This is a genomic window from Ekhidna sp. (genome assembly GCF_965247405.1).
Taxonomy (GTDB): domain Bacteria; phylum Bacteroidota; class Bacteroidia; order Cytophagales; family Cyclobacteriaceae; genus Ekhidna.
Genome location: NZ_OZ252014.1, coordinates 986471 through 1007772, shown reverse-complemented (window position 1 = coordinate 1007772; position 21302 = coordinate 986471). Strand labels below are relative to the sequence as shown.

The following is a 21302-nucleotide window of genomic DNA, read 5'->3' as shown; positions in this document are numbered from 1 at the left end:
TTGAATTTTCTCCTTTAAAAAGTTCAATTTTGACGCGACCTAACCTCTATGGAAAATATGAATTGGCTTTCGCGTCTTTTAGCAGTACTTTTTTTGTGTATTGCTTTCATTGTAAATGCTCAATCTGATCCGATTGCACCACAGGTGCCAAACGAAAAACAAATCTCTAATTCGGATGGAATTTGGTTGGGGTTTTACACCAAATACCATTTCAACGATAAGTGGGCTTATTACGGTGAGTATCATGTCCGAAAGAAAAATGGCTTTCAGGACATGGCACAGGTTTACCTTCGTTTCGGGGCAACATATACTATAAAGGAGTATTTGGACTTCACCGCAGGTGTGGTTTTGCCATTCTACTGGGCACCAAATCCGGAAGATCCAAATGTAGATGACATAGTGCCTCAATATAGGCTTTGGCAGCAAGCGGTTTTAGCCACCCCGTTTGATCATATCAAAGTATTTCATCAGCTAAGGACGGAGCAGCGATGGAGACGTGATTATACTAAGGATTCACCTTTTAATTTGACGCATCGTTTTAGATATAAGCTCACTATTTATGTTCCGCTAAATAAACCTGAGTTTAGAAATCATACACTCTTTTTATCAATGTATAATGAGATTTTTATTCAGGCAGGAGAGACGATCGTATATAATCATCTGGAGGACAATAGAGCTTTTCTTGGGATAGGTTACAATCTTAGTGAGCAATTTCAGATACAAGGAGGATATATGTTTTCATTCAGACATAAGAACTCACCGTATCATTACGAAAAGCGGCACATTTTCAGGTTAAGTCTGTATCATCATCTGGATTTACATTTAGGAAGTCATAGAGAGGAAAGACCTATTCCAATTCACTAATAAAGTCCACTTCCCAGCATTACCAGTGTGCAGGCGTTGATGGTTTCTATGCCATTATCAGAGGCTTTTTTTGCAAAAGTTGGATTTTCTGATCCCGGATTGAATATGATTCTTTTTGGGTTTAGAGATATAATGTAGTCTTCCCATTCACCCTGATTTTGAGGACCTATGTACATGGTTATTGTGTCAATCTCATCTACATGAGGCTTTTCTTTTAAGTCTAGAATTTCAGCACCAAATACTTCACCTTTCTTAATGCCAATCGGCACTATTTCATGGTTTTTCGATTTGAGTCTCTCAGCTGCGAGGTATGCGTATCTTGCCGGGTTGGGGGTGGCGCCAAGGATGGCGGTTTTTTTGTTCATTGAGTTTTGCTCTTACTTTTCGTTACTGCAAATCCAATATTCAATCCGAAAATGACCGGAAAATGAACAGAGGACTTGATCTCTTCATTAAAGTATGGGTCAAGGCGGTCATTCAATAGGGTTAATTGACTGGGTTTGTAATCCTTTTTGTAAGATCTACTGGCAATCCCTACACCTATGAAAGCATCTATGGTCAACCCTGATGAACCCACATCCTTCATCCATCTGTTGCCTACTAACAAGCCATACCCGTAACTGGTTTCAATCAGGTTTCCAGTTAGCTGCGGAGGGGGATTTCTCAGGGTATCCAAGTGATTTACCTGATTGTTTACATACTTGAAATTGACTTCATGTCCAAAATAGAACATGCCTAGCTTAGAGTCAGCATGATAGAATTTTTGTCTGAAATGAAGTTTAATTCCTCTTCTGTATAATTCATAATCTCCGATTTGATTGTCAGGAATGAAAAAAGGTGAGCGAATGAGATCTAGCTGCAGCTCATAACCCAGGCGCTCCTGAATGTAGTATTCAATAGCAATTGGGAGTTGATCGTCAAGTAACCAAAAAGGATTGGTTCCAACAATGATTCCTTTATATTCATTCACTCGTGGCAGGAAATACCTCAGGCCCCTTTTTTCAGGATGGTAATTTGGCTTGTCCTGAGCGTCTTTATCTTCAAAATCACTAGTGATCCGTGTTTTAAAGATGGGCTGAGCATCTTCGTAGATTGGGCGGTAGGTTCCGGCAGTAGTACCATCGGGATTATACAGAGTCCATTCTCCAATACGTTTGTCATCCTTTATCCTTCCCTTCATTTTTATACTTCCATCAGGATAGTAGCCAATGTAATCTCCTTCTCCATTTTCAAGATCTGCTTCTCCTTCCAGCTGTCCTTTTTCACTGTAGAAATACCACTTTCCTGTTTTTTCTCCGTTTATTATTTTTCCTTTAGCCTTTTGATTACCGCTTGGATAATACTCATTAAACATCCCATCACCATCATTGTAGGTGGCTTCTCCCAAGACTTCTCCAGTAGGATAAAATAGCTTCCAGTACCCGTCTTTCTGGTCATTGATCACTTTTCCAGCCTGACTTAAGCTTCCGTTCTCATGATAGTATTCCCAGGCTCCATTTCTTCGTCCTTTGGTATAAGTTCCAGTGGCAGCTCTTTCTCCATTCTTGTGGTAGTAGGTCCATGTACCTGTTTTTAGTCCATTTTGAAATTCCCCAATCGCCTCGATTTCGCCTGTCTCAAAGTAGTATATCCATTCTCCTACACTCTTTTCATTTTTGTTTGTCCCCTCCATTTTTCTTGCTCCTGAGGGGTAAAATTCGGTATATTGACCTACTCCATCAGCTAAGATAGACTGAGCCTTTAGTGAGCCATCTTCATAGAAATAATTCCAAATGCCGTCTTTTGAGTTGTTCGCATATTTGCCATTGCTTTTTTCACCGTCATTTTCATAGTAGAATTTCCAATGGCCTTCTTTGGAGCTACCATTCAGTGTCCCCTCTGATTTTGGATTTCCATTTTCAAAAAAGTATTTCCAATGTCCAGATGGTGTTCCATCTTTAAACCTACCCTCGGCTTTCCTACGTCCATTTTCATAATAGTAGCTCCATATACTGTCAGGTTGATTTTTGCGATACCATCCATAAGTTTTTAGCGACCCATTAAGGTAGAAGGATTCATAAGCCCCATGAAGCATGGAGTCCTGAACGGAGTAATGATACACTTCACTCACCTTTATACTATCAGAGTCGAAATAGTTCTTTCCTTGTTTTATCTGAGCATAAGTGAATGCAACAGATAGCAAAAAGGTGATATATACACCAACTCTAAGCATGTGTGCTGGAAAGTGCTTTTTTAAATTTTTGTCCCCACTCTTTGGTCTCAGCATCCGTCCATAGCTCAGGATAAAAAATAATTCTCTGTCTTCGAGGAGGGAGATACTTTTGCCAGTTGGTGCCCCCAGAAGCCTTTATCGCTTCAGGGTCTCGCTGCAAATATCTGGTAGCAGATTTCAAATGCTGAAGCGGCCAGTCAACGTTGGCCTTCTGATCTAGCATCTTTAAGTGGTCAATAATCTCCTCGTTCCCCTCGTAATGATCATGGTATTTTCTCAGCAGGTTGCAGTCAGAGAGGTTTTGACCCATCTCAATAAATTCTTTTCCATATTTGGCCTCAAATTGCTTGAGCGTAAGCGTTTTCTTTCCTGTAGCCAGCTCGGTTGCCCCTGCTTTCCAATACAGATATTCATACAGTTTGCTAATGTCTTTTTCTTCATGCAATTCTTCTCGCATAGTCAGGTTTACAAGATTTTTGAAATCCGTAGAATGAATTTCGATTTTTCGGTATTGGGCAGACTGAAAGCCACTGGCAGGAAGAAGCGCCATGCGAAAGGCCAGAAACTGATCTTGATCCATACCATCTGTCATTACATCAAAAGAGTCAATGAGGTGGTCGAGGTAACGATTGATTCTTTTAAGACGCTTTAGAAATGTCTGCTCTCCAACAGGGTCTGTATAGGTAGCTTGCTCCATTTCATTTAGGATCATACGAAAGTATAATTCTGTGACCTGATGGTATAGAATAAAGATTTTTTCATCGGGAATAGCAGTTCGGGGACTTTGCAAACTTAAAAGCGTGTCGAGGTGAATATAATCCCAGTATGTTAGGTAGTCCGAGTACAGCAATCCATCCAGATAGCTGGAAAGATCCTGCCCCATGGCCTCATACTTTTCTTCAAGTTTGGTAAGTTGTTTTAGAATATTTTCATCAATCTTCTTTTCCCCCATAGTAGTTGTCTTCGTTGCGTTTTATGGTTGTAAATTTGGCCCAAAATTTTAACAACAGACATAAACCCTATCCTCTGATGAGTGCAGAAAAGCGAAACTTTGTAGATGAATTTGAATCACCGGATTTTTACGCCCTGGATGATTTGCTAACGGAAGAGCATAAACTGATCCGTTCATCCGTGCGGGACTTTGTGAAAAAGGAAATTACTCCCTACATCGAAGGATGGGCTGAAAAGAATCATTTTCCAGAAGAAATTGTGAAAAAGTTTGGTGAAGTAGGGGCGTTTGGACCTACTGTTCCCACCGAATATGGAGGAGGCGGTCTGGATTATATCTCTTATGGTTTAATCATGCAAGAAATAGAGCGTGGTGACTCTGGAATGCGTTCGACGGCTTCAGTACAGGGCTCACTCGTGATGTATCCAATCTATGCCTATGGATCCGAGGAACAGAGGAAAAAATATCTACCTAAGCTGGCTTCTGGTGACATGCTTGGATGCTTTGGGCTGACCGAACCAAATCATGGATCCAACCCTAGCGGAATGGAAACTCATTTCAAAGATATGGGCGATCACTACCTGCTAAATGGTGCCAAAATGTGGATTTCAAATTCACCAAAAGCTGATATTGCAGTGGTGTGGGCGAAGAGTGAAGAAGGCAGAATTCACGGATTGATCGTTGAGCGAGGTATGGAGGGATTCAGCACTCCTGAGACGCACGGTAAATGGTCCCTGAGAGCGTCTTGTACCGGGGAGTTGGTATTTAGTGATGTGAAAGTACCAAAGGAGAATTTATTGCCGGGTAAAAACGGGCTAGGAGCCCCGATGGGATGTCTGGATAAGGCACGGTATGGAATCGCCTGGGGAGCTATCGGTGCTGCCATGGACTGCTATGATTCTGCAAGGAGGTATTCGTTGGAGAGAGAGCAGTTTGGTAAGCCTATTGGAGCATTCCAGTTAGTTCAGAAAAAATTGGCAGAAATGCTGACAGAAATCACAAAAGCTCAATTACTAAACTGGAAATTGGGTAAAATGATGGATGAGGCAAAAGCTTCAACGGCTCAGATCTCCATGGCCAAAAGAAATAGCGTAGAGATGGCATTGAATATTGCAAGGGAGGCACGACAAATTCATGGAGGAATGGGTATCACTGGGGAGTATCCGATGATGCGACACATGATGAACCTGGAGTCAGTAGTAACATACGAAGGAACGCATGATATTCATTTGCTTATCCTGGGTGCAGACATTACTGGTATTCCGGCATTCAAGTAAAAAAAGAAGAGCGCCACATTTGGGATTGGGGCGCTCTATCAACCTACTCTACTACTCAAAAATCTTTTATTTCATCATGCATTTCGCCATCCGTAAGGATTGACGTCTGCTGTGAATAGCTGGGATTGAACCTTGTCTTTTGAAACATCAAGCACACACTGCATACTCAACTCATTCCATACAAGTTTTTCTACCTCATTTTTAAACTTATCTTCATCACCGTCAAAATGATGCTTGATAAGATCAGACTTACCATGAGCAGCTACCTCTTCGGATTGTCTGTTTCTATAAATGATTGTGTATTCTTTCATGTCGAATGAAGTTTAAATTATAACCCATCGACGTGGGAATTGTTAGTTATTTTTTTTCTGAGTGCTAATTTTCTTTGGAAGCTTCCTGAATAAATCCATCAACTGCTTCAGCCAGAATTATTTTTCTATCCATATATGGAGAGAAGTGTTTCTCCAGCAGGGTATGAAAGCCGCTAAAAACGTTGTTTCGTTGCATATAGGTTTCAGGATATGAAAGGCCTTCAGCTTCAAATAAATCTCTGGAAATCTCGCCAGTAAAGTAGAAAAGGATGGCATGCCATAGCTGTCGAGGTGTTTTATAGCCTTTAACTTCCACCAAATCCCTTATCGTACCGCCAATAAAGTAATTGCTAGATAAAATTAAATGGTGAGCAGATTCATGATACAATAGTTCAGTCCAGTTGCCCTGAACATCATTTTCTCCTGCAGCATTCATAACCACATGGGTAGGAAAAATAGATGTATAAGGTCTGTTTCTGAGGTTCCAATCAGAAGATTTAGCGTAAATAGTTACATCTACTTTTATTGGATCAAAATCCCAGAACTGTCTTGTTAATTTAGTGATCTGATCCACATAGCTCTCCTCTGTGGCTCGAATCAATGGAATATTTTCCTGAAGCACTCGCTTACATGCTCGGAGGTGGTCATTCCAAAAAGCATGGTTATAGGTTGGGCTAAACTTTTTTAGCACCTTCATGTGAGTATTGAACTGATTGGGAATTTCATCAAGAGTGGCTTCTTTGTTAGTTATCCAGTTTTTGAATGCTGTTTGATAATCACTCATTCTCAAATCCTCAGCTACTAACTTATTTCTATAATAATCTACGGCAGCCTTGAGCTCGCTCTTTGCATCTGCATCAAGTTCCATATCAATCATTGTGCTATCTACCTCCTGATTCATAAAGGCTTCTACCCAAAGGAAATGATGCATGTTGAACCAATAGTTCACTGAAAATTGATAATACTTAGTGGTATCCGAATAGGCTATTCTTTCCTGAGAAAAGCAGCTAAGAGCTATAAAAAGAAAAGGAACGAGAATAAGTTTTTTCATAAGTAGAAGACTTTTATTTGATTGAATATCCGTCAGTAGCAAATGAAAATCCTTTGTTGCCACTTTGGCCGATCATTACTGCCTGAATCAAAGGTTTTACCTCGGTATTCCTCGCACTTAATTTCACGATGAAATTAGCTCCTGTTCCTCCTGTGTCATCTTCTCGCTCAATCACATAATTGATGGTGGCCATGGGTGGCAGGCTTATTTGATTACTTAAGTATTTTCGGACTAAAGTTCCATTGGTATTGAAATAATCAATTTTAGAAATGAAAATGGAATCTGCATAGCTGGTATTACGAATGCTAAGTGTCGCTGCAAGTAGGGTCTTTTGGTTATTAGCATCCATGTAGATGTCTGAATAAATGGGCACATAAATTATATCTTCATAAGCCATCTCAGATTTCCTTAGTGGGTCTTCTACTTCCAGATTGGCCAATTCATCAGTGCCGGTATCTTCATTGATGTTTGGGTCCGGCTTAAGACAAGATGTAAGAAAAAATGACAGAATTATTAATAGTAGCTTCATGGAGGTAGATTCTTTTCTGAAAGTTACCCATATCTTGAATCATATATCAATGCCATTGGCCATCAGCTCTGCCAACAAAGGGATACACGCCATAATAATTATTTCTACTAATACGTAACGTTTCATTTTTGCCGCATTTGGCAACATAATCACTTGCGGTGGATCCTTTTTGTTCTGCTTTTTTGCTCGTGCAATCATGACAGTAGGATAAATGGAAAGCAATCCCACGACGATAAAGAGCGAAATTTTGATCAGAAAGAGTGTATTGCCAGTGTAATAGGTGCCTCCTTTTCCAAAGACCATCCAGTTAAGCAAACCGGTCCCAACCACCATCAACGCTGAAAGCCCATAAATTCCATCAATAGCGCTGAGCTTTTTTAATGACTTCCAGGAGATATTGTTTTGGATTATGATCAGTTCCGCTACAAGGGAGCAGAAAATGGTTATGATGAAAAGTAAGTGAATGTAGGTGTTTAGTGCCAGGTTGAGCATGCTGAGGTAACGACAACCATTATTGGTTAGTTTCATAAAAAAGGTTCGACTTTCACCGTACAAAGTGTAGCCGAACCCAACCAACTATCCTTAGATAGTTCTTTTGAATGGAGCTCCAACAGTTAAACCATTCATTTTTTAACCAATTAGCGTTCTAGATTAATCACTTTGATTGATTTATAAACCATGGATGAAAGACATTTTTTTAAAAATACCCTAAATAGGGTAGCGTTATTGGCAATTTTTTATCATTTGATAATATAATCAGTCATTATTGTCTCCCTACGGATGTATCTAATCCGTATAAAACGTGAATTAATAAATACCATTTTTTGGGGATTTACTTTGGTATATATCTCATCTAGTTTAGCTCATGTAATTCACAACCTGACAATGAAGTATGAGGATTGTATTGCTGATTGTTACATTTTTCGTTTTAAGTAGTGCCCGATTCAATACTGATGGCAGGTCTGCTCAAAAAGAAGTGCAACACCTTAAAGGAATGAAATCAAATCAGGATGATAGGATTGATTTGAATGAACCATGGCCATTTAAAAACACATTGAGTAATGCGGATCCGAATATCGTGGAGCTATTGGATCAGGTTGAATTTTCAGAAAGCTGAATTGGTAAGCTAGATCCTATTCATCAATTCCTTTAGCAAGACAACCAGGTCTTTTTCTGCACCTTTAGCTGTGGCAATTATATCTTCAATATCAATGGGCTCCAGGTTATCAGGATCGCAATTATCAGTAAGCACTGAAATAGCTGATACCGGCAACCCCATTTGATTAGCAGCGATAACCTCCGGAACTGTACTCATTCCAACTACATCAGCACCAATCATTCTCAAATGTCGATATTCAGCTCTTGTTTCCAAACTAGGGCCTGCTACTGACACGTATATTCCTTTATTCAATTTTATGCCTTTCTCTTTAGCTATCGATTGGAGTTTATTATTCATTTCGTGATTATAGGGCTGACTCATATCCGTGAAAATTTGACCGAATGCGGTGGCTTCATGTCCTCTCAAGGGATTGTCAGGCTGAAGGTTAATGTGATCATCTATCAACATTAATTCACCCTTTTTCCAATCTAAATTCATACAACCTCCTGCATTGGAAATAATCAACTTCTTGATTCCCAGCATCTGCATGACACGTACAGGGAAAACAACCTGTCCCATGCTGTGACCTTCATAGTAATGAAAACGTCCTTGCATGGCCACAACCGTTTTTCCCTCCAGCTTACCGTAGATCAGTTTGCCTTTATGAAACTCCACGGTGGCAATAGGGAAGTGAGGAATATTGGCATATACAAATTCCTTCTCTACCTCGATTTCATCGGTCAATGCACCCAGGCCGGTTCCAAGTATGATGCCGACCTCCGGATTTTCAAATCCTTTCTCCTTGAGAAACTTGACCGCAGCACTAACTTTTTCAATCATTTGCATAGCGTATATCTATTTTTATGGTTCTATTTTGAATAATCTCTAAATTGACCTGAAATTAATTAGACTCCAATCACAATGAAAAAATTTCTTATTGCCTTACTCGCCCTCGTTTCATATTTGCTCAACGCACAAACACCTATTACATCTACGAAGATGCAGTTGTTTGGGGATCACTTGTTTATCCAACTCAGTGTGGATGGATCTGAACCGCTTGATTTCATTTTTGATACAGGAGATGGATTGCCAGTTATTGATTTGGATGTGGCAAACGAACTTGGTCTCGACCTAAATCATAAAGCCTCAAAAACCAGTGCGCAGGGAGCTGTTAAAGGAGCGTTGATAGATCACAATACGATTGAGCTGAATGGAATTCAGTTGGAAAAAGACATCCAACTATATGCTACCAGTCTACGGCACCTGGAAATGAGTATTGGTAGAAATATAGATGGAATTATTGGTTACGATTTACTTCATCATTATGTGGTGAGATTGGATTACAACAAAGGGATGTTTGAACTGTATGATCAGAACGCTTATCAACATGATGGTTTTGGAGAGAGTTTTGAGTTTAAGCTAGACAACTACATTCCACACATAGAAGGTGAAGTAACCTTGAATGATGGCGAAGTTCTAAGTGGTGACTTTTTTATCAATACGGGTGCGGGTACTACACTGGATTTCAATACCAAATTCGCGGATAAAAATGAGATTGTTAATAGAACAGGTGAACATTTTTCCTATCCTGTTGCTGGCTTGAGCGATAAGGAAACAATGCACTATGAAGGTAGAGTTCAGAATTTTGGATTTGGCACTTTTGACTTTTCTAAAATGCCCATCGGAATAAGTACTGCGAAGCATGGTATCCAGAATAACAAAAAAGTAGCTGGAATAATGGGTAATAAGTTGTTGAAACGATTCAATATCACATTTGATTATTCCAGGGAGAAGATCTATTTCTTAAAGAATGAAAACTACAATGATCCATTCTCAGTAAACGCGAGCGGCATTTACCTTCAGCTAAGTGAAGACATGAGTAAAGTGCTGGTGCATCGGGTATATGATGCCAGTCCTGCTAAAGTTGCAGGAATCAAAACAGATGCGGAGATACTAAAAGTAAATGGAAAAGACGTGAGTGAATATACATTACCTCAGCTGCGATCGATTTTGGAGGAGGTGAATAAAGATGTTGAACTCACTGTTTGGCAAATGGGGCAGGAGCAAACCTTTACGCTCGATCTTAATCAACTGATCTAGCGTCCACTAACGTCATCAATAGCCTGCATGATAATCTTGCAGGCTTTTTTTATTTCCTCTTCCGTGATAATCAGTGGTGGAGCGATTCGCATGGATCGATCGTTAAATAGAAACCAATCTGTAACTACACCTAATTCAATTGCACGATCAATGATTGGCTTAAGAATGTCATATGATTCAAACTCGACCGCCATCATTAGTCCTTTGCTTCGCACTTCTTTAATCATTAGGTGTTTAAGTAAGTCATGAAATAATTGCTCTTTCCGGGCTATTCCATCCAATAGATTTTCTTCCAGTATTGCCTGCAAAGTTGCTAAAGAAGCTGCACTGGATACCGGGTGCCCGCCAAACGTGGAAATGTGACCAAGCACAGGATTGTTGGTAAAAACCCCCATGATTTCTTTTGATGAGATAAAGCATCCAATGGGCATGCCACCTCCCATTCCTTTGGCGCTAACGAGTACATCCGGAACTATCCCATAATGCTCAAAAGCCCATAGTTTTCCTGTTCTCCCAAAACCACACTGAATCTCATCCAGTATCAGAAGAGCACCGGTTTCCTTGCATTTTTTTTCAACTTCTTTCCAATAATCACTATCAGCATCCCGAACACCTGCTTCACCTTGGACGGTTTCTATGACTACCGCAGCAGTATCCTCATCTATGACGTCAAGAGACTCAGTATTGCCAAAATCCATGTGAGATACACCGGGTAATAAGGGGCGATAGCTTTGTTTGAAATCTTCACTGCCAGTGAGTGATAAAGCTCCATGTGAGGAACCGTGGTATGCATCCTTACAGGCAATAATTTTAGCTTTCCCTGTATATCTTTTGGCAAGCTTCATAGCCCCCTCTATTGCTTCACTTCCTGAGTTGACAAGGTATACTGAATCCATATTGTCAGGTAGGGTTTGAGTAAGTGCTTCAGCAAGTTTGACTTGAGGACTCTGCACGAACTCCCCATAAACCATCACATGAAGATGCTTGTCCACCTGATTTCTTATTGCATCTACAACTCTAGGGTGACGATGGCCAACATTGGATACCCCAATACCTGAAATCAGGTCAATGTATTTTTTACCATCAGTATCCGTCATGTACACACCTTCGGCAGAAATCATTTCCAGCATCAGAGGAGCATCAGATGTTTGAGCCAAATGGTTGAGAAAAAGCTGTCTGTTTGAAAGCATAGCGCAAAGATGCAATGCGATTTTAACTATTTGATTTTAAAGTGTGATTATTGAAGGAAAATCAAGATCAGCCTTTTAGTTATGTTCAATCATTAGTATCTTACTAGTGATACTCACTAATCACCTAACCACTATGACACTTTCGCTCCCTAAAGTGAGCCGTAAGAATACGGTTATTTTCACTACGTTTCTAATTATCATTGGTGTGTTTGCATACTATTTCCTTGTATATGTGCAGGGGAATGAAAAAGAAATCACAGAAAGAGCTTATCGGGTTCTGCACAGAAAAGCACTAAATATTCAGAATAAGAGTAAGGGGTATGAAAAGTATTTAGGGACAGTATATGATGAGGTAAGTCCAGACTTAAAAAAGATTTTCAAAAACAAAAATGATGAAATAAAGCAATTAAACGCTCTTACAGAGAGGTACTATTCGCAGTTAGAGGAATATGACTACAATCCGGATACTGCACGCAAAACTGATCAGGCAAAAAGAAGATTAAGGGAAAATATTGATCGGGCATATAAGCGGTTAGATAATCTGTACCGAGAATTAGAATTGGATGTTAGCGATAATATCAAATCGATATTAGAATCAGCGGCACCAGAAAATGTTCATGTTGATTTTTTTCAGGAGGGTGAGGTTTATTACGAGCGAAAAAATTACTATCTGGATCAAAATTCCTTCACTTGGTTTATTGAAAAAAACGATAAAGAAGAGGGGTTGAATTCCTGGGTTCAATTCAGTGAATCTTCGGGATCATTTCTGAGAGATATTTTAAAAAATAAGTTCTACCAACAATTCATTTTGCTGAAGGACTTTGAAAACTATTATGGAGAAGGGGAAAATAAATATTCTGTTGCATTTCAGACTTTTAAAAACCCGATAGACCTCAAATCATTAAAAGCGATAGAAGATGCCTCTGCAGCTTTTGGATCCAACCAGGATTCTGTGAGCAACGTTGATGATCCCAAACTAGTCCAGCCGGTCAAAGTAAGTCTTTACAATACTGATTATTTGCTCGTTTTTCATCAGTTCAATATTAAAGGGAAGAAATATTACCTGGGAGGGTTTTTGGAATCGGAGAAATTTAAAAAAGAAGCCCAGAAGGTAGAAATTTTTGTGCTGGTATTAGCCATTCTTACTGTACTGCTGTTAATCATTTCTATGCCATTACTTAAGCTCATTTTCATGAGCTCAATTGAGCGTCTTTACATTAAGAATGTAGTGATGACGGGTGTTTCGATAATTATCGGTGTTCCGATCATCTTATTGATAATCTTCGTGATTTACACATTTGTTTGGCGGGATGGCGAGCGGATGAATAATGAGCTCGAACAGATTTCAAGTCAGATTTCAGCATCCTTTGAGAAAGAGGTGGGAGACATGCTCTACACATTGAATCAAATGGACGCTCGACTCGATACCACCAAGTTAGTTTTGTCTGATGCGGTAGATGTGCTGGATGATAGCACCTATCAGTATTATAATCATGCTTTTTGGGTAAGGAGAAACGGTAGGCCTGAATTGGTTAAAACCACTCTTTCTTTCTCATCGAATAATATCTCATTAAGGGAACGAACCTATGTAAAAAAGGTACTTAAAGATTCTCTATGGACTTTTCGTTATGACACTATCGCTTATGACTGCTTTTTAGAATCGATCATTTCCTGGAGCGATTTCAGCAAGGAAACCGCCATTTCTGTGCCTTCTCGCCTGGAAAACAAAGGATATCCTATAGCAGCTATTACCAGCCAAATGGGGAGTGTCATGCATCCGATTCTTCCACCGGGATATGGTTTTGCAGTGATCAACCCGACAGGAGAAGTGCAATATCACAGTGAGAAAGACAGGATTTTGCAAGAAAATTTTCTGGAAGAGTCTAATGAACCGGCCCGCTTAATTGCAGCGATTCACTCCCGTGTGGATGATTTCGCACACATAAGATACCGAAATGTAAATCATCAGGCCTATATCAAGCCTATCAATTCTATGCCTCTGTATCTGGTGGTATTTTACAATAAGGAATATCGTAACGCTAAGATTCAGGGAGTTATTAGCATATCAATTATTCTGCTCCTGGTCAGTTTTGGTATGGCTAGTTTAATGATGCTGATTCTGTACATTTTACAACAAAAACGATCCAAGCTTAAAATCAAAAGTTTCTTATTTCACTGGATCAAGCCTTGTAAAGAAAAGTCAGCCGAGTATTTGTCTTTAGCTGTGCTTTTCATCATAGTCACTATTTTGATGAGCATTCTTATCCTTTTTCAGGAATCATGGGGTATTAGGGAGTATGATATTTTATTTCTATTCGTCATCACCAATGCGTACTTATTCATGGTTGCTTACTCATGGCTCTCTGACGGAAAAAAAGATAAGCGGCTACATAATAGAGAAAGGAAACGCTTCTTTGGTTCTTTCATTTTTTTCCTTGTGGTAGCCAATATTATTTTCTTTTATTCAGTGAAAGATGGAGGGCTTGAGGTACTAATCCAGAACTGGTGGGTATCGCTTTACCAAATTATCCTTATCACAATTGTACTGATAAGTAATAGGTACCATCAGCTTTTGGATTTCATAAACGAGCGCCTCTCTCTTGATAAAATCATTTTTGAAAAGCATGGATATTCGTTTTATTTATTCATTTGGCTGGTAGTTAGCAGCGTACTTCCGGTGTTGTATATTTTTCGTGTCAGCTACAATGAAGAGACCAAAATTTGGCAAAAATATGACCAGTTAGCTATTGCTGAGAGTTATCATCAGAAGATAAGAATTCTAGATAACTGGGTGCAGGCAATAGAAGATGACTCACTCAGGAATGATTATTTCAATTCCAGATTGACATCAGCTAAATATGCCAACATTGAGAAAATAGAACGCAGGGAGGATACACTGAAATGTACTTTTGGCAAATCTATTGCAGATCAAATATTTGCTTCCATCCGTCCTCATTACAATAATCTTATTGTGAAAAGTAAAGGGTTTGTTTATGATGGCTCTCATGATTGCAACTATCACTGGAGGTATACCACTGAGAAGAGAAAAATTGCGGGGGCTGACTCTTCCAATATTGATTTTTTAGTTCTGCATTATCGCGGGAGTTATGATCCCTTGGAAAGGAGAGAAAGCGGTCGGACAATTGTTAAAAGCAAATTGGATCAGCTAGAGATGTCCACTTTTAGCACATTCTCTGGCGCCACTTTTGTAGTGATCATTTTGGTAGTTCTTGTATTCATCTACGTGTTGATCGAATACTGTGCAAACAAGATATACGCACTTCAATATGCAACTTTCAAAAACCACCTTCCACTTGAAATTGAAAACTTTAAGCAAGTGGCCAGTGATAAAACAAATGACAAACTGGCCGATCGATTGCATCCTCATATCATTTTACTAGGCCTGCCAAAATCCAATAAAAGCAAGCTATTGCAGTCTTTGGGCTCATCCAATAAGGTGATCGATCTTATTGATATGAACCATAATGACGATTGGGGAAAGATTATGAAAGCTTCTTATAAAAAGAGCAGAGGAGTCATTCTTGAAAATTTTGAATATGGTATCTCTTCTCATGATTTTAATATAAAGCGACGGGCAATATTAGAGAAACTTATCACAGAAGAGGTGTCTCAACTCGTGATTTCAACGAATGTTCATCCGCGAGCAGTAATTGAATTCTACGAGGTAGAGTTGGCAAAAAAGGAAGTAGTGAACATTTCTAGTTATACTTTGGAAATAGAGGTGTGGAGACAATTACTTGGAGGCTTTATTGTGGTTCATAATCCAATCAAGCAAACAGATGCAATTGATACTGAATTAAACAAATGGGTAGAGACAGAGGAATATAAAAATCTGTTTAAACAAGAACTTAATAAGGGAACTTTTTTACCCACACTGCTTCCAGCAGTGAAAGACTATTTCATTAAAATGAGGGAAAATGTTGGTGACGAGCGACTTGTCGATAAGGAAGACATAATTCTAAGAATTCAACTATTAGCTGAAAGTTATTACCAGGGGTTATGGAATACACTTTCAAAAGAGGAAAAGTACGTCATATATGATTTGGCAGCTGACAGATTCGTCAATGCAAACAATACTACCGGAATACGTAATCTTTTGGAGAAAGGATTGCTTGTTTATGATCAGGAGTTAAAAATCATGAATGAAAGCTTCACCAACTTTGTACTAATGGTGATCAAGAAAAGTGAGGCGCTTAAAATGGAAAAAGAAGTAAGAGAAAAGGGCACCTGGAGTACAATTAGTACCGTATTAGTCTTAATTCTCTTGGGAGTATTGGCTTTCCTATTCCTTGCAAATCCGGATTTCTTTCACAACCTTAATGCACTTATGAGTGTACTAGTGGGTATTTTCGGACTTTTGACTCGATTCGGGTCTGTTTTCGTTGGTGGGAAATCAACTGCTCAAAATGGCAGTGGTTAAATTAGCCCTTACGCTGGATCGCTTTTTTGGCTTTATCCACTATATCGTTCACACCAAGTCCATACTTATCCAATAAGTCTGCTGGCTTTCCACTTTCGCCGAATTGGTCGTTTACTGCCACGAACTCTTGCGGTACCAAATCATTTCTTACAATTGTTTGAGCGATACTTTCACCAAGCCCACCCGCAATTTGGTGTTCTTCCGCAGAAACAGCACACCTGGTTTTAGAAAGCGACTTAAGGATGGCTTCTTCATCCAATGGTTTGATCGTGTGGATGTTGATTACTTCAGCAGAGATACCCTCCTCTGCCAGAATCGCCTCAGCTTCGATTGCTCGCCACACCAAATGTCCCGTAGCAAAAATGGATACATCAGATCCTTCAATCAATGTAATCGCCTTACCGATTTCAAAAGGCTGACCTTTCATAAACATCGGCCATCCGGGTCTACCAAATCGAAGATAAACCGGACCGTGGTGATCAGCGATAGCTATCGTCGCTGCTTTCGTTTGGTGATAGTCACACGGGTTAATCACGGTGAAGTTCGGTAGCATTTTGGTCATGCCAAGATCTTCAAGTACCTGGTGTGTTGCACCATCTTCTCCCAAAGTCAGTCCGGCATGCGAAGCACAAACCTTGACGTTCTTCTCAGAATAAGCGATAGACTGTCTCAGTTGATCATATACACGGCTCGTTGAGAAATTGGCGAATGTTCCTGTAAATGGAATCTTACCGGCGGTTGCTAGTCCGGCCGCTATTCCCATCATATTAGCTTCAGCGATCCCAACCTGAAAAAATCGCTCTGGAAATTCTTTTTGGAAGGCATTCATTTTTAGTGAACCAGTCAGGTCGGCACACAAACCAACAATATTTGGGTTGCTCTTTGCGGCTTCTAAAAGTCCGTCACCAAAACCGGAACGCGTATCTTTCTTGTCAGTATAAGTAAGTTTTGTCTTCATTTAGTTTTGGTGATTTTAATAGTCTCCTAAAGTTTCTTCTAACTGGCTCAGCGCATCCGCAAGCTGCTCATCATTAGGAGCAACCCCATGCCATTTATGAGTTCCTTCCATGAAGTCTACTCCTTTGCCCATCTCGGTGGTCATCAGTATCATAATCGGCTTTCCATTCCCGGATTTTAACCTTGCAGCTACTAATGTTTCAATCAATTCCTTCAACTCATTCCCATTGCACTCCAGTACGTCCCATCCAAAGGACTCATATTTAGCTTTCAGATTTCCCAGGCTATTCACTTCCTCCAGTGGCCCGTCAATCTGCTGACCATTATAATCAATGGTGGCAATTAGATTGTCAACCTTATTATGGGCAGCAAAAATGGCCGCTTCCCAAATCTGCCCTTCCTGTTGCTCACCGTCTCCCATTAACACGAAAACATTTCGATCATCTTTGTTCAGTTTCTTGGCAAGGGCAACCCCAATGGCTGCAGAAAGCCCCTGACCAAGCGATCCAGATGCAATTCTTATTCCTGGTAGTCCTTCTTCCGTAGCAGGATGTCCCTGAAGCCTGGAGTCTAACTTTCGAAAAGTTGCGAGTTCTGCAGTATCAAAAAAGCCTGCTCTTGCTAAAGTGCTGTAGAAAACCGGGGAAATATGACCATTCGAAAGAAAGAAAACATCTTCACTTTTACCTTCCATATTGAATGAAGGGTCATACTTCATGATGTGATTATAAAGTGCTACGAAATACTCTGTGCATCCAAGAGAACCACCGGGGTGGCCTGAATTTACGGCATGCACCATACGCACGATATCGCGCCGTACTTGAGAACAAATTTTTTGAAGGTTTTCCAGATTAGGAGGGTTTGACATTGGGCTCATATTTTCAAGGTGGCAAATGTAATAATACAGAATATAAGTGTCCTTCATTTTGTTATTATCTAATCCAATTGTGGAGGAATCTGAAGGAAAATTGATTTTTGATGAAGTGTATAATTATTTGATGAAACAACTAAATCAATAGATAAATGGTAACTTATTTGAGATATTACTAAGAAATAACTTTCTTTAGGGGTATTGAAAATTAATTTTTAACCAAACAAAGTAAAGTATGAAGAGGATTTTACTACTTACTACTTTGTTCTTTATCGCTATCTCATGTTTGATAGCTCAAAGGACAGTTTCAGGTAAGGTCACCGATGATGCCGGTGAAGCGTTACCTGGAGTGAATGTTGTGATTAAAGGCACAACGACAGGGGTTACAACCGACCTTGATGGTAATTATCAAATTGCTGTTGAAGATGGTGCTACCTTAATTTTCTCTTATGTAGGTTTTGAAACGCAGGAAGTTTCTGTTGGTTCAAGGACTACTATAGACTTATCGATGAGTGGCGCTACTGAATTGCAAGAAGTTGTCGTAACTGCTCTTGGTATTACAAGAAAGAAAGATAATGACATCAGTTCAGCAAGTATTGTTAAGACTGATGCGGTTGAGCGATCTGGAGAAGTAGGACTAATTCAAGGTCTTGCCGGAAAGTCATCTGGAGTATTAATTACTCAAAATACTGGAGATCCAGGAGCAGGTGCATGGATTCAGATTAGAGGTCAAAACACAATTAATGGTGCGACTGGTCCTTTGATTATTGTTGATGGAGTCCCAATGTCAAATAGTTCTTATGGAGCAGGTACTGCTGGTGTTGTACAGCAGTCTCGTTTAAATGACCTAGCAGCTTCCGATATTGAAAGCATGACCGTATTAAAAGGTGCTGCAGCTGCGGCAGTTTGGGGTACAGCTGCTGCGAATGGTGTACTTGTAATCAAGACAAAAAAGGGTCGTGTAGACGGTGGTAATTTCTCAGTTGATTTCAATGCTTCATGGTCAATTGATCAAATTAATCGTGAACATGAAAAGCAAGGCATCTATGGTCAAGGAACTGGAGGAGTATGGAATGCTAATGCCTCTGGACTCTCTTGGGGAGATAAAATCGCTGATAGAGCAGGGGGTGCTGATGCCGTTGATACTTCTGGCCCTTTCTTCGTGGGTGACCAAACCGGTACTACTTACTACCCTGTTACAACCAAAAATTCGAGAGATGTTTTTAATGAAGTTAACAGAGATCAGATTTTCAGAGATGGATCAACTTCCAATTACTCTTTAGGAGTTAGCTACGTAGGTTCTGATCAAAGTAATACCTATTTCGGAATTAACAGACTTGATCAAAAAGGGATTGTCAATGGATTTTCTGATTATACCAGAAATTCACTTCGTTTAAATCACTCGAGAGAATTCAGTGATCGAGTAAGTGGGAGAATTAATGCTTCTTATATCAATACTGAATCAAATAGAATCCAAACTGGATCTAACCTGAATGGATTGTATCTTGGATACTTAAGAACTGCTCCTGATTTTGACAATACAGATTATAGTGGAACATACTATACTGATCAAAATGATGCAGGAACACCTAGAAGTCATAGATCTTATAGAAACAGGCAAATTGGTCAAGGAGCTGCTATCTATAATAACCCAGGATGGACTATTAATAATAATAAAAATCCAAACAGAACAGATCGGGTAATCTTTACTCCTGAGATTAATGTCAAAATTCTTGACAATATGTCAGTTATAGCACGATACGGTGTGGACTTCTGGTTCGATAAGCGAAGATCATACTTTCAAGTTAATTCTGCAGGAGATTTCACTCAAGGAGGTTACTTTAGAGATGATAGAAATGAGAAAACGGAGAACTTTAACATATTCCTTAACGGAGATAATGAGTTAGGGTCATCCGTATCACTAAACTGGATCGCTGGATATATGCTAGAGTCTACTAGTTATGGGCGATTGAGTACCTCTACCAATGTCTTTTTGAATACTGATCCAAGTAAGCAGTTGGTGACAAATGCTACTAACCCAAATATTCTTGGTGAAGAGTTTAATAGTCTTAACAAGAAAAATGCAGGTTATTATACGTTGAACTTCACTATAGCAGAAGATTTATTGTTAGAAACAACTGGTCGGTTAGAAAGAAGTACTACCCTTACTGACATCAACTTCTACCCGAGTGTTTCTGCAGGTTATGTGCTTACCAATAAACTACTTGGTAATGATGGATTCTTATCCTTTGCCAAAATCAGAGCGAATTGGGGACAAGTAGGTATTGAGCCTCAACTTTATATCAATAGAGATATATTCTTTGCATCAACTGCTGGTTCAGAAGGATGGGGAGATTTTCTGGATGGTGCAAACTATGGTGGTACAGTAAGAAGAGGAGCCGTAAAAGGAAATCCCGACTTAACTCGTGAAACGGTTACTGAGTGGGAAGTAGGTACTGACTTCCGAGTATTGAATGATAAGTTAAGTGTTGGATTTACATACTATAATAGGCTTACTACTGATGCAATTATGGAGATCGAAACTCCTGCGACATCAGGATATGCATCAGCGTACCAAAATGCTGCTGAAATTAGTAACAAAGGAATCGAGATTGACTGGAACTACAATTATGTAGCTGGAAACGGACTGGACATCAACGTGTTTGGTACATTTACCCGCTATAAAAACATTGTAGAAAAACTTCCTAATGTAAGTAGAATCATCCTTAATGGATTTACAAGTACTTCATCTTCTGTTGTTGAAGGAGCTCCATTTGGTGCGATCTATGGAGGTAGATACGCTAGAAATGCAGATGGATCGATTGAGACTGACGCTTCAGGATTCCCTGTCATTGACGATGAGCAGGGTGTGATCGGCGATCCTAATCCTGATTGGAGAGGTTCACTAGGAGCATCAGCTGCCTATAAAGGGTTGAAGTTTTCTTTCATGTGGGAAACAAGTCAAGGTAATGATATGTGGGCTGGTACTTGGGGAGTGCTTCATTATTTCGGTATAGCTCCTGAAACAGCAGTTGAGTCTGTTGCACCAGTAGAGCTCCCTACATATACTGGCGGAACTATTGCACAGGGCGCAACCTTTAGAGGGAATGTTGCAGATTTTGGCGGTGGCCCGGTAGCGCTAGAAGAAAATTGGTATAGAACTGATGGTGGTGGTTTTGGATCACTTGATGAACAATTCGTTAGAGATGCGTCTTGGACTAAACTTAGAGAAGTCAGCCTTTCGTACATGCTACCATCAAACATAGCTGGTAAGCTTGGAATGGAAGAGATAGAGGTTGGTGTTTCTGGACGAAATCTGATTATTATCACAGACTTCCCAGGAATAGATCCTGAGGTTAACTTAACGGGAGCTTCAAGAGGTAGAGGATTGGATTATTTCACCAATCCTGCGACAAAAAGCTATTTGTTTAACCTAAGAGTTCGATTCTAA

General features: G+C 39.7%; 17 protein-coding genes. 6 read left to right on the top strand and 11 right to left on the bottom strand.

Annotated features, from left to right (window positions below; all coding sequences use genetic code 11):
• The first annotated feature begins 57 nt into the window (after positions 1–57).
• Positions 58–864, top strand: a complete 807-nt coding sequence (locus ACP14Y_RS04410; protein WP_424961761.1) for a DUF2490 domain-containing protein — start codon at positions 58–60, stop codon at positions 862–864.
• On the opposite strand, the gene ACP14Y_RS04405 is transcribed toward ACP14Y_RS04410, so the two are convergent.
• Genes ACP14Y_RS04405 through ACP14Y_RS04395 form a run of 3 tightly spaced genes read right to left on the bottom strand, consistent with a single transcriptional unit; the run spans position 861 to position 4028 of the window.
• Positions 861–1229 (bottom strand): CoA-binding protein, encoded by a 369-nt coding sequence (locus tag ACP14Y_RS04405; protein WP_424961760.1) that lies wholly within the window; start codon positions 1227–1229, stop codon positions 861–863. The genes ACP14Y_RS04410 and ACP14Y_RS04405 overlap by 4 nt on opposite strands.
• Positions 1226–3130: a toxin-antitoxin system YwqK family antitoxin gene (locus tag ACP14Y_RS04400; RefSeq protein WP_424961759.1), complete on the bottom strand. Its 1905-nt coding sequence runs from the start codon at positions 3128–3130 to the stop codon at positions 1226–1228. Before ACP14Y_RS04400 ends, ACP14Y_RS04405 begins: the two co-directional genes overlap by 4 nt.
• Entirely contained in the window at positions 3069–4028 is a 960-nt protein-coding gene (locus tag ACP14Y_RS04395; RefSeq protein WP_424961758.1) for a tryptophan 2,3-dioxygenase family protein, read from the bottom strand. Before ACP14Y_RS04395 ends, ACP14Y_RS04400 begins: the two co-directional genes overlap by 62 nt.
• Positions 4029–4105: 77 nt before the next feature.
• On the opposite strand from ACP14Y_RS04395, the gene ACP14Y_RS04390 reads away from it, so the two are divergent.
• Positions 4106–5302: an acyl-CoA dehydrogenase family protein gene (locus tag ACP14Y_RS04390; RefSeq protein ID WP_424961757.1), complete on the top strand. Its 1197-nt coding sequence runs from the start codon at positions 4106–4108 to the stop codon at positions 5300–5302.
• 74 nt (positions 5303–5376) lie between these two features.
• Here the strand turns inward: ACP14Y_RS04390 and ACP14Y_RS04385 are convergent, their stop codons facing one another.
• From ACP14Y_RS04385 to ACP14Y_RS04370, 4 genes are all read right to left on the bottom strand, one after another.
• Positions 5377–5613 carry a hypothetical protein gene (locus tag ACP14Y_RS04385; RefSeq protein ID WP_424961756.1) on the bottom strand — a complete coding sequence of 79 codons (237 nt, stop codon included), beginning with the start codon at positions 5611–5613 and terminating at the stop codon, positions 5377–5379.
• A gap of 64 nt (positions 5614–5677) precedes the next feature.
• Positions 5678–6664: a hypothetical protein gene (locus ACP14Y_RS04380; protein WP_424961755.1), complete on the bottom strand. Its 987-nt coding sequence runs from the start codon at positions 6662–6664 to the stop codon at positions 5678–5680.
• Between the two features lie 13 nt (positions 6665–6677).
• A complete protein-coding gene (locus tag ACP14Y_RS04375) occupies positions 6678–7193 on the bottom strand; it encodes a DUF3124 domain-containing protein (RefSeq protein ID WP_424961754.1) in 516 nt (171 codons plus the stop codon).
• A gap of 39 nt (positions 7194–7232) precedes the next feature.
• On the bottom strand, positions 7233–7721 hold the full coding sequence (locus ACP14Y_RS04370) for a DUF2214 family protein (RefSeq protein WP_424961753.1): 489 nt from the start codon (positions 7719–7721) through the stop codon (positions 7233–7235).
• A 364-nt stretch (positions 7722–8085) separates the two neighbouring features.
• On the opposite strand from ACP14Y_RS04370, the gene ACP14Y_RS04365 reads away from it, so the two are divergent.
• Positions 8086–8310 (top strand): hypothetical protein, encoded by a 225-nt coding sequence (locus ACP14Y_RS04365; RefSeq protein ID WP_424961752.1) that lies wholly within the window; start codon positions 8086–8088, stop codon positions 8308–8310.
• 9 nt (positions 8311–8319) lie between these two features.
• On the opposite strand, the gene ACP14Y_RS04360 is transcribed toward ACP14Y_RS04365, so the two are convergent.
• Positions 8320–9132: a purine-nucleoside phosphorylase gene (locus tag ACP14Y_RS04360; RefSeq protein ID WP_424961751.1), complete on the bottom strand. Its 813-nt coding sequence runs from the start codon at positions 9130–9132 to the stop codon at positions 8320–8322.
• A gap of 81 nt (positions 9133–9213) precedes the next feature.
• On the opposite strand from ACP14Y_RS04360, the gene ACP14Y_RS04355 reads away from it, so the two are divergent.
• Positions 9214–10392 carry an aspartyl protease family protein gene (locus tag ACP14Y_RS04355; RefSeq protein WP_424961750.1) on the top strand — a complete coding sequence of 393 codons (1179 nt, stop codon included), beginning with the start codon at positions 9214–9216 and terminating at the stop codon, positions 10390–10392.
• Here the strand turns inward: ACP14Y_RS04355 and ACP14Y_RS04350 are convergent.
• Positions 10389–11582 (bottom strand): aspartate aminotransferase family protein, encoded by a 1194-nt coding sequence (locus ACP14Y_RS04350; protein ID WP_424961749.1) that lies wholly within the window; start codon positions 11580–11582, stop codon positions 10389–10391. The two genes, ACP14Y_RS04355 and ACP14Y_RS04350, sit on opposite strands and share 4 nt — an antisense overlap.
• 133 nt (positions 11583–11715) lie before the next feature.
• Here ACP14Y_RS04350 and ACP14Y_RS04345 point away from each other — a divergent pair, with 133 nt between their 5' ends.
• Positions 11716–16023, top strand: a complete 4308-nt coding sequence (locus ACP14Y_RS04345; protein ID WP_424961748.1) for a PDC sensor domain-containing protein — start codon at positions 11716–11718, stop codon at positions 16021–16023.
• Between the two features lies 1 nt (position 16024).
• Here the strand turns inward: ACP14Y_RS04345 and ACP14Y_RS04340 are convergent, their stop codons facing one another.
• Together ACP14Y_RS04340 and ACP14Y_RS04335 are read right to left on the bottom strand one after the other, a co-directional pair.
• Positions 16025–16981, bottom strand: coding sequence for a transketolase family protein (locus ACP14Y_RS04340; protein ID WP_424961747.1), 957 nt, complete (start codon positions 16979–16981; stop codon positions 16025–16027).
• A gap of 15 nt (positions 16982–16996) precedes the next feature.
• Positions 16997–17848 (bottom strand): transketolase, encoded by an 852-nt coding sequence (locus ACP14Y_RS04335; RefSeq protein WP_424961746.1) that lies wholly within the window; start codon positions 17846–17848, stop codon positions 16997–16999.
• Positions 17849–18086: 238 nt separating this feature from the next.
• Between ACP14Y_RS04335 and ACP14Y_RS04330 the strand changes: the two genes are divergently transcribed.
• A complete protein-coding gene (locus ACP14Y_RS04330) occupies positions 18087–21302 on the top strand; it encodes a SusC/RagA family TonB-linked outer membrane protein (RefSeq protein WP_424961745.1) in 3216 nt (1071 codons plus the stop codon).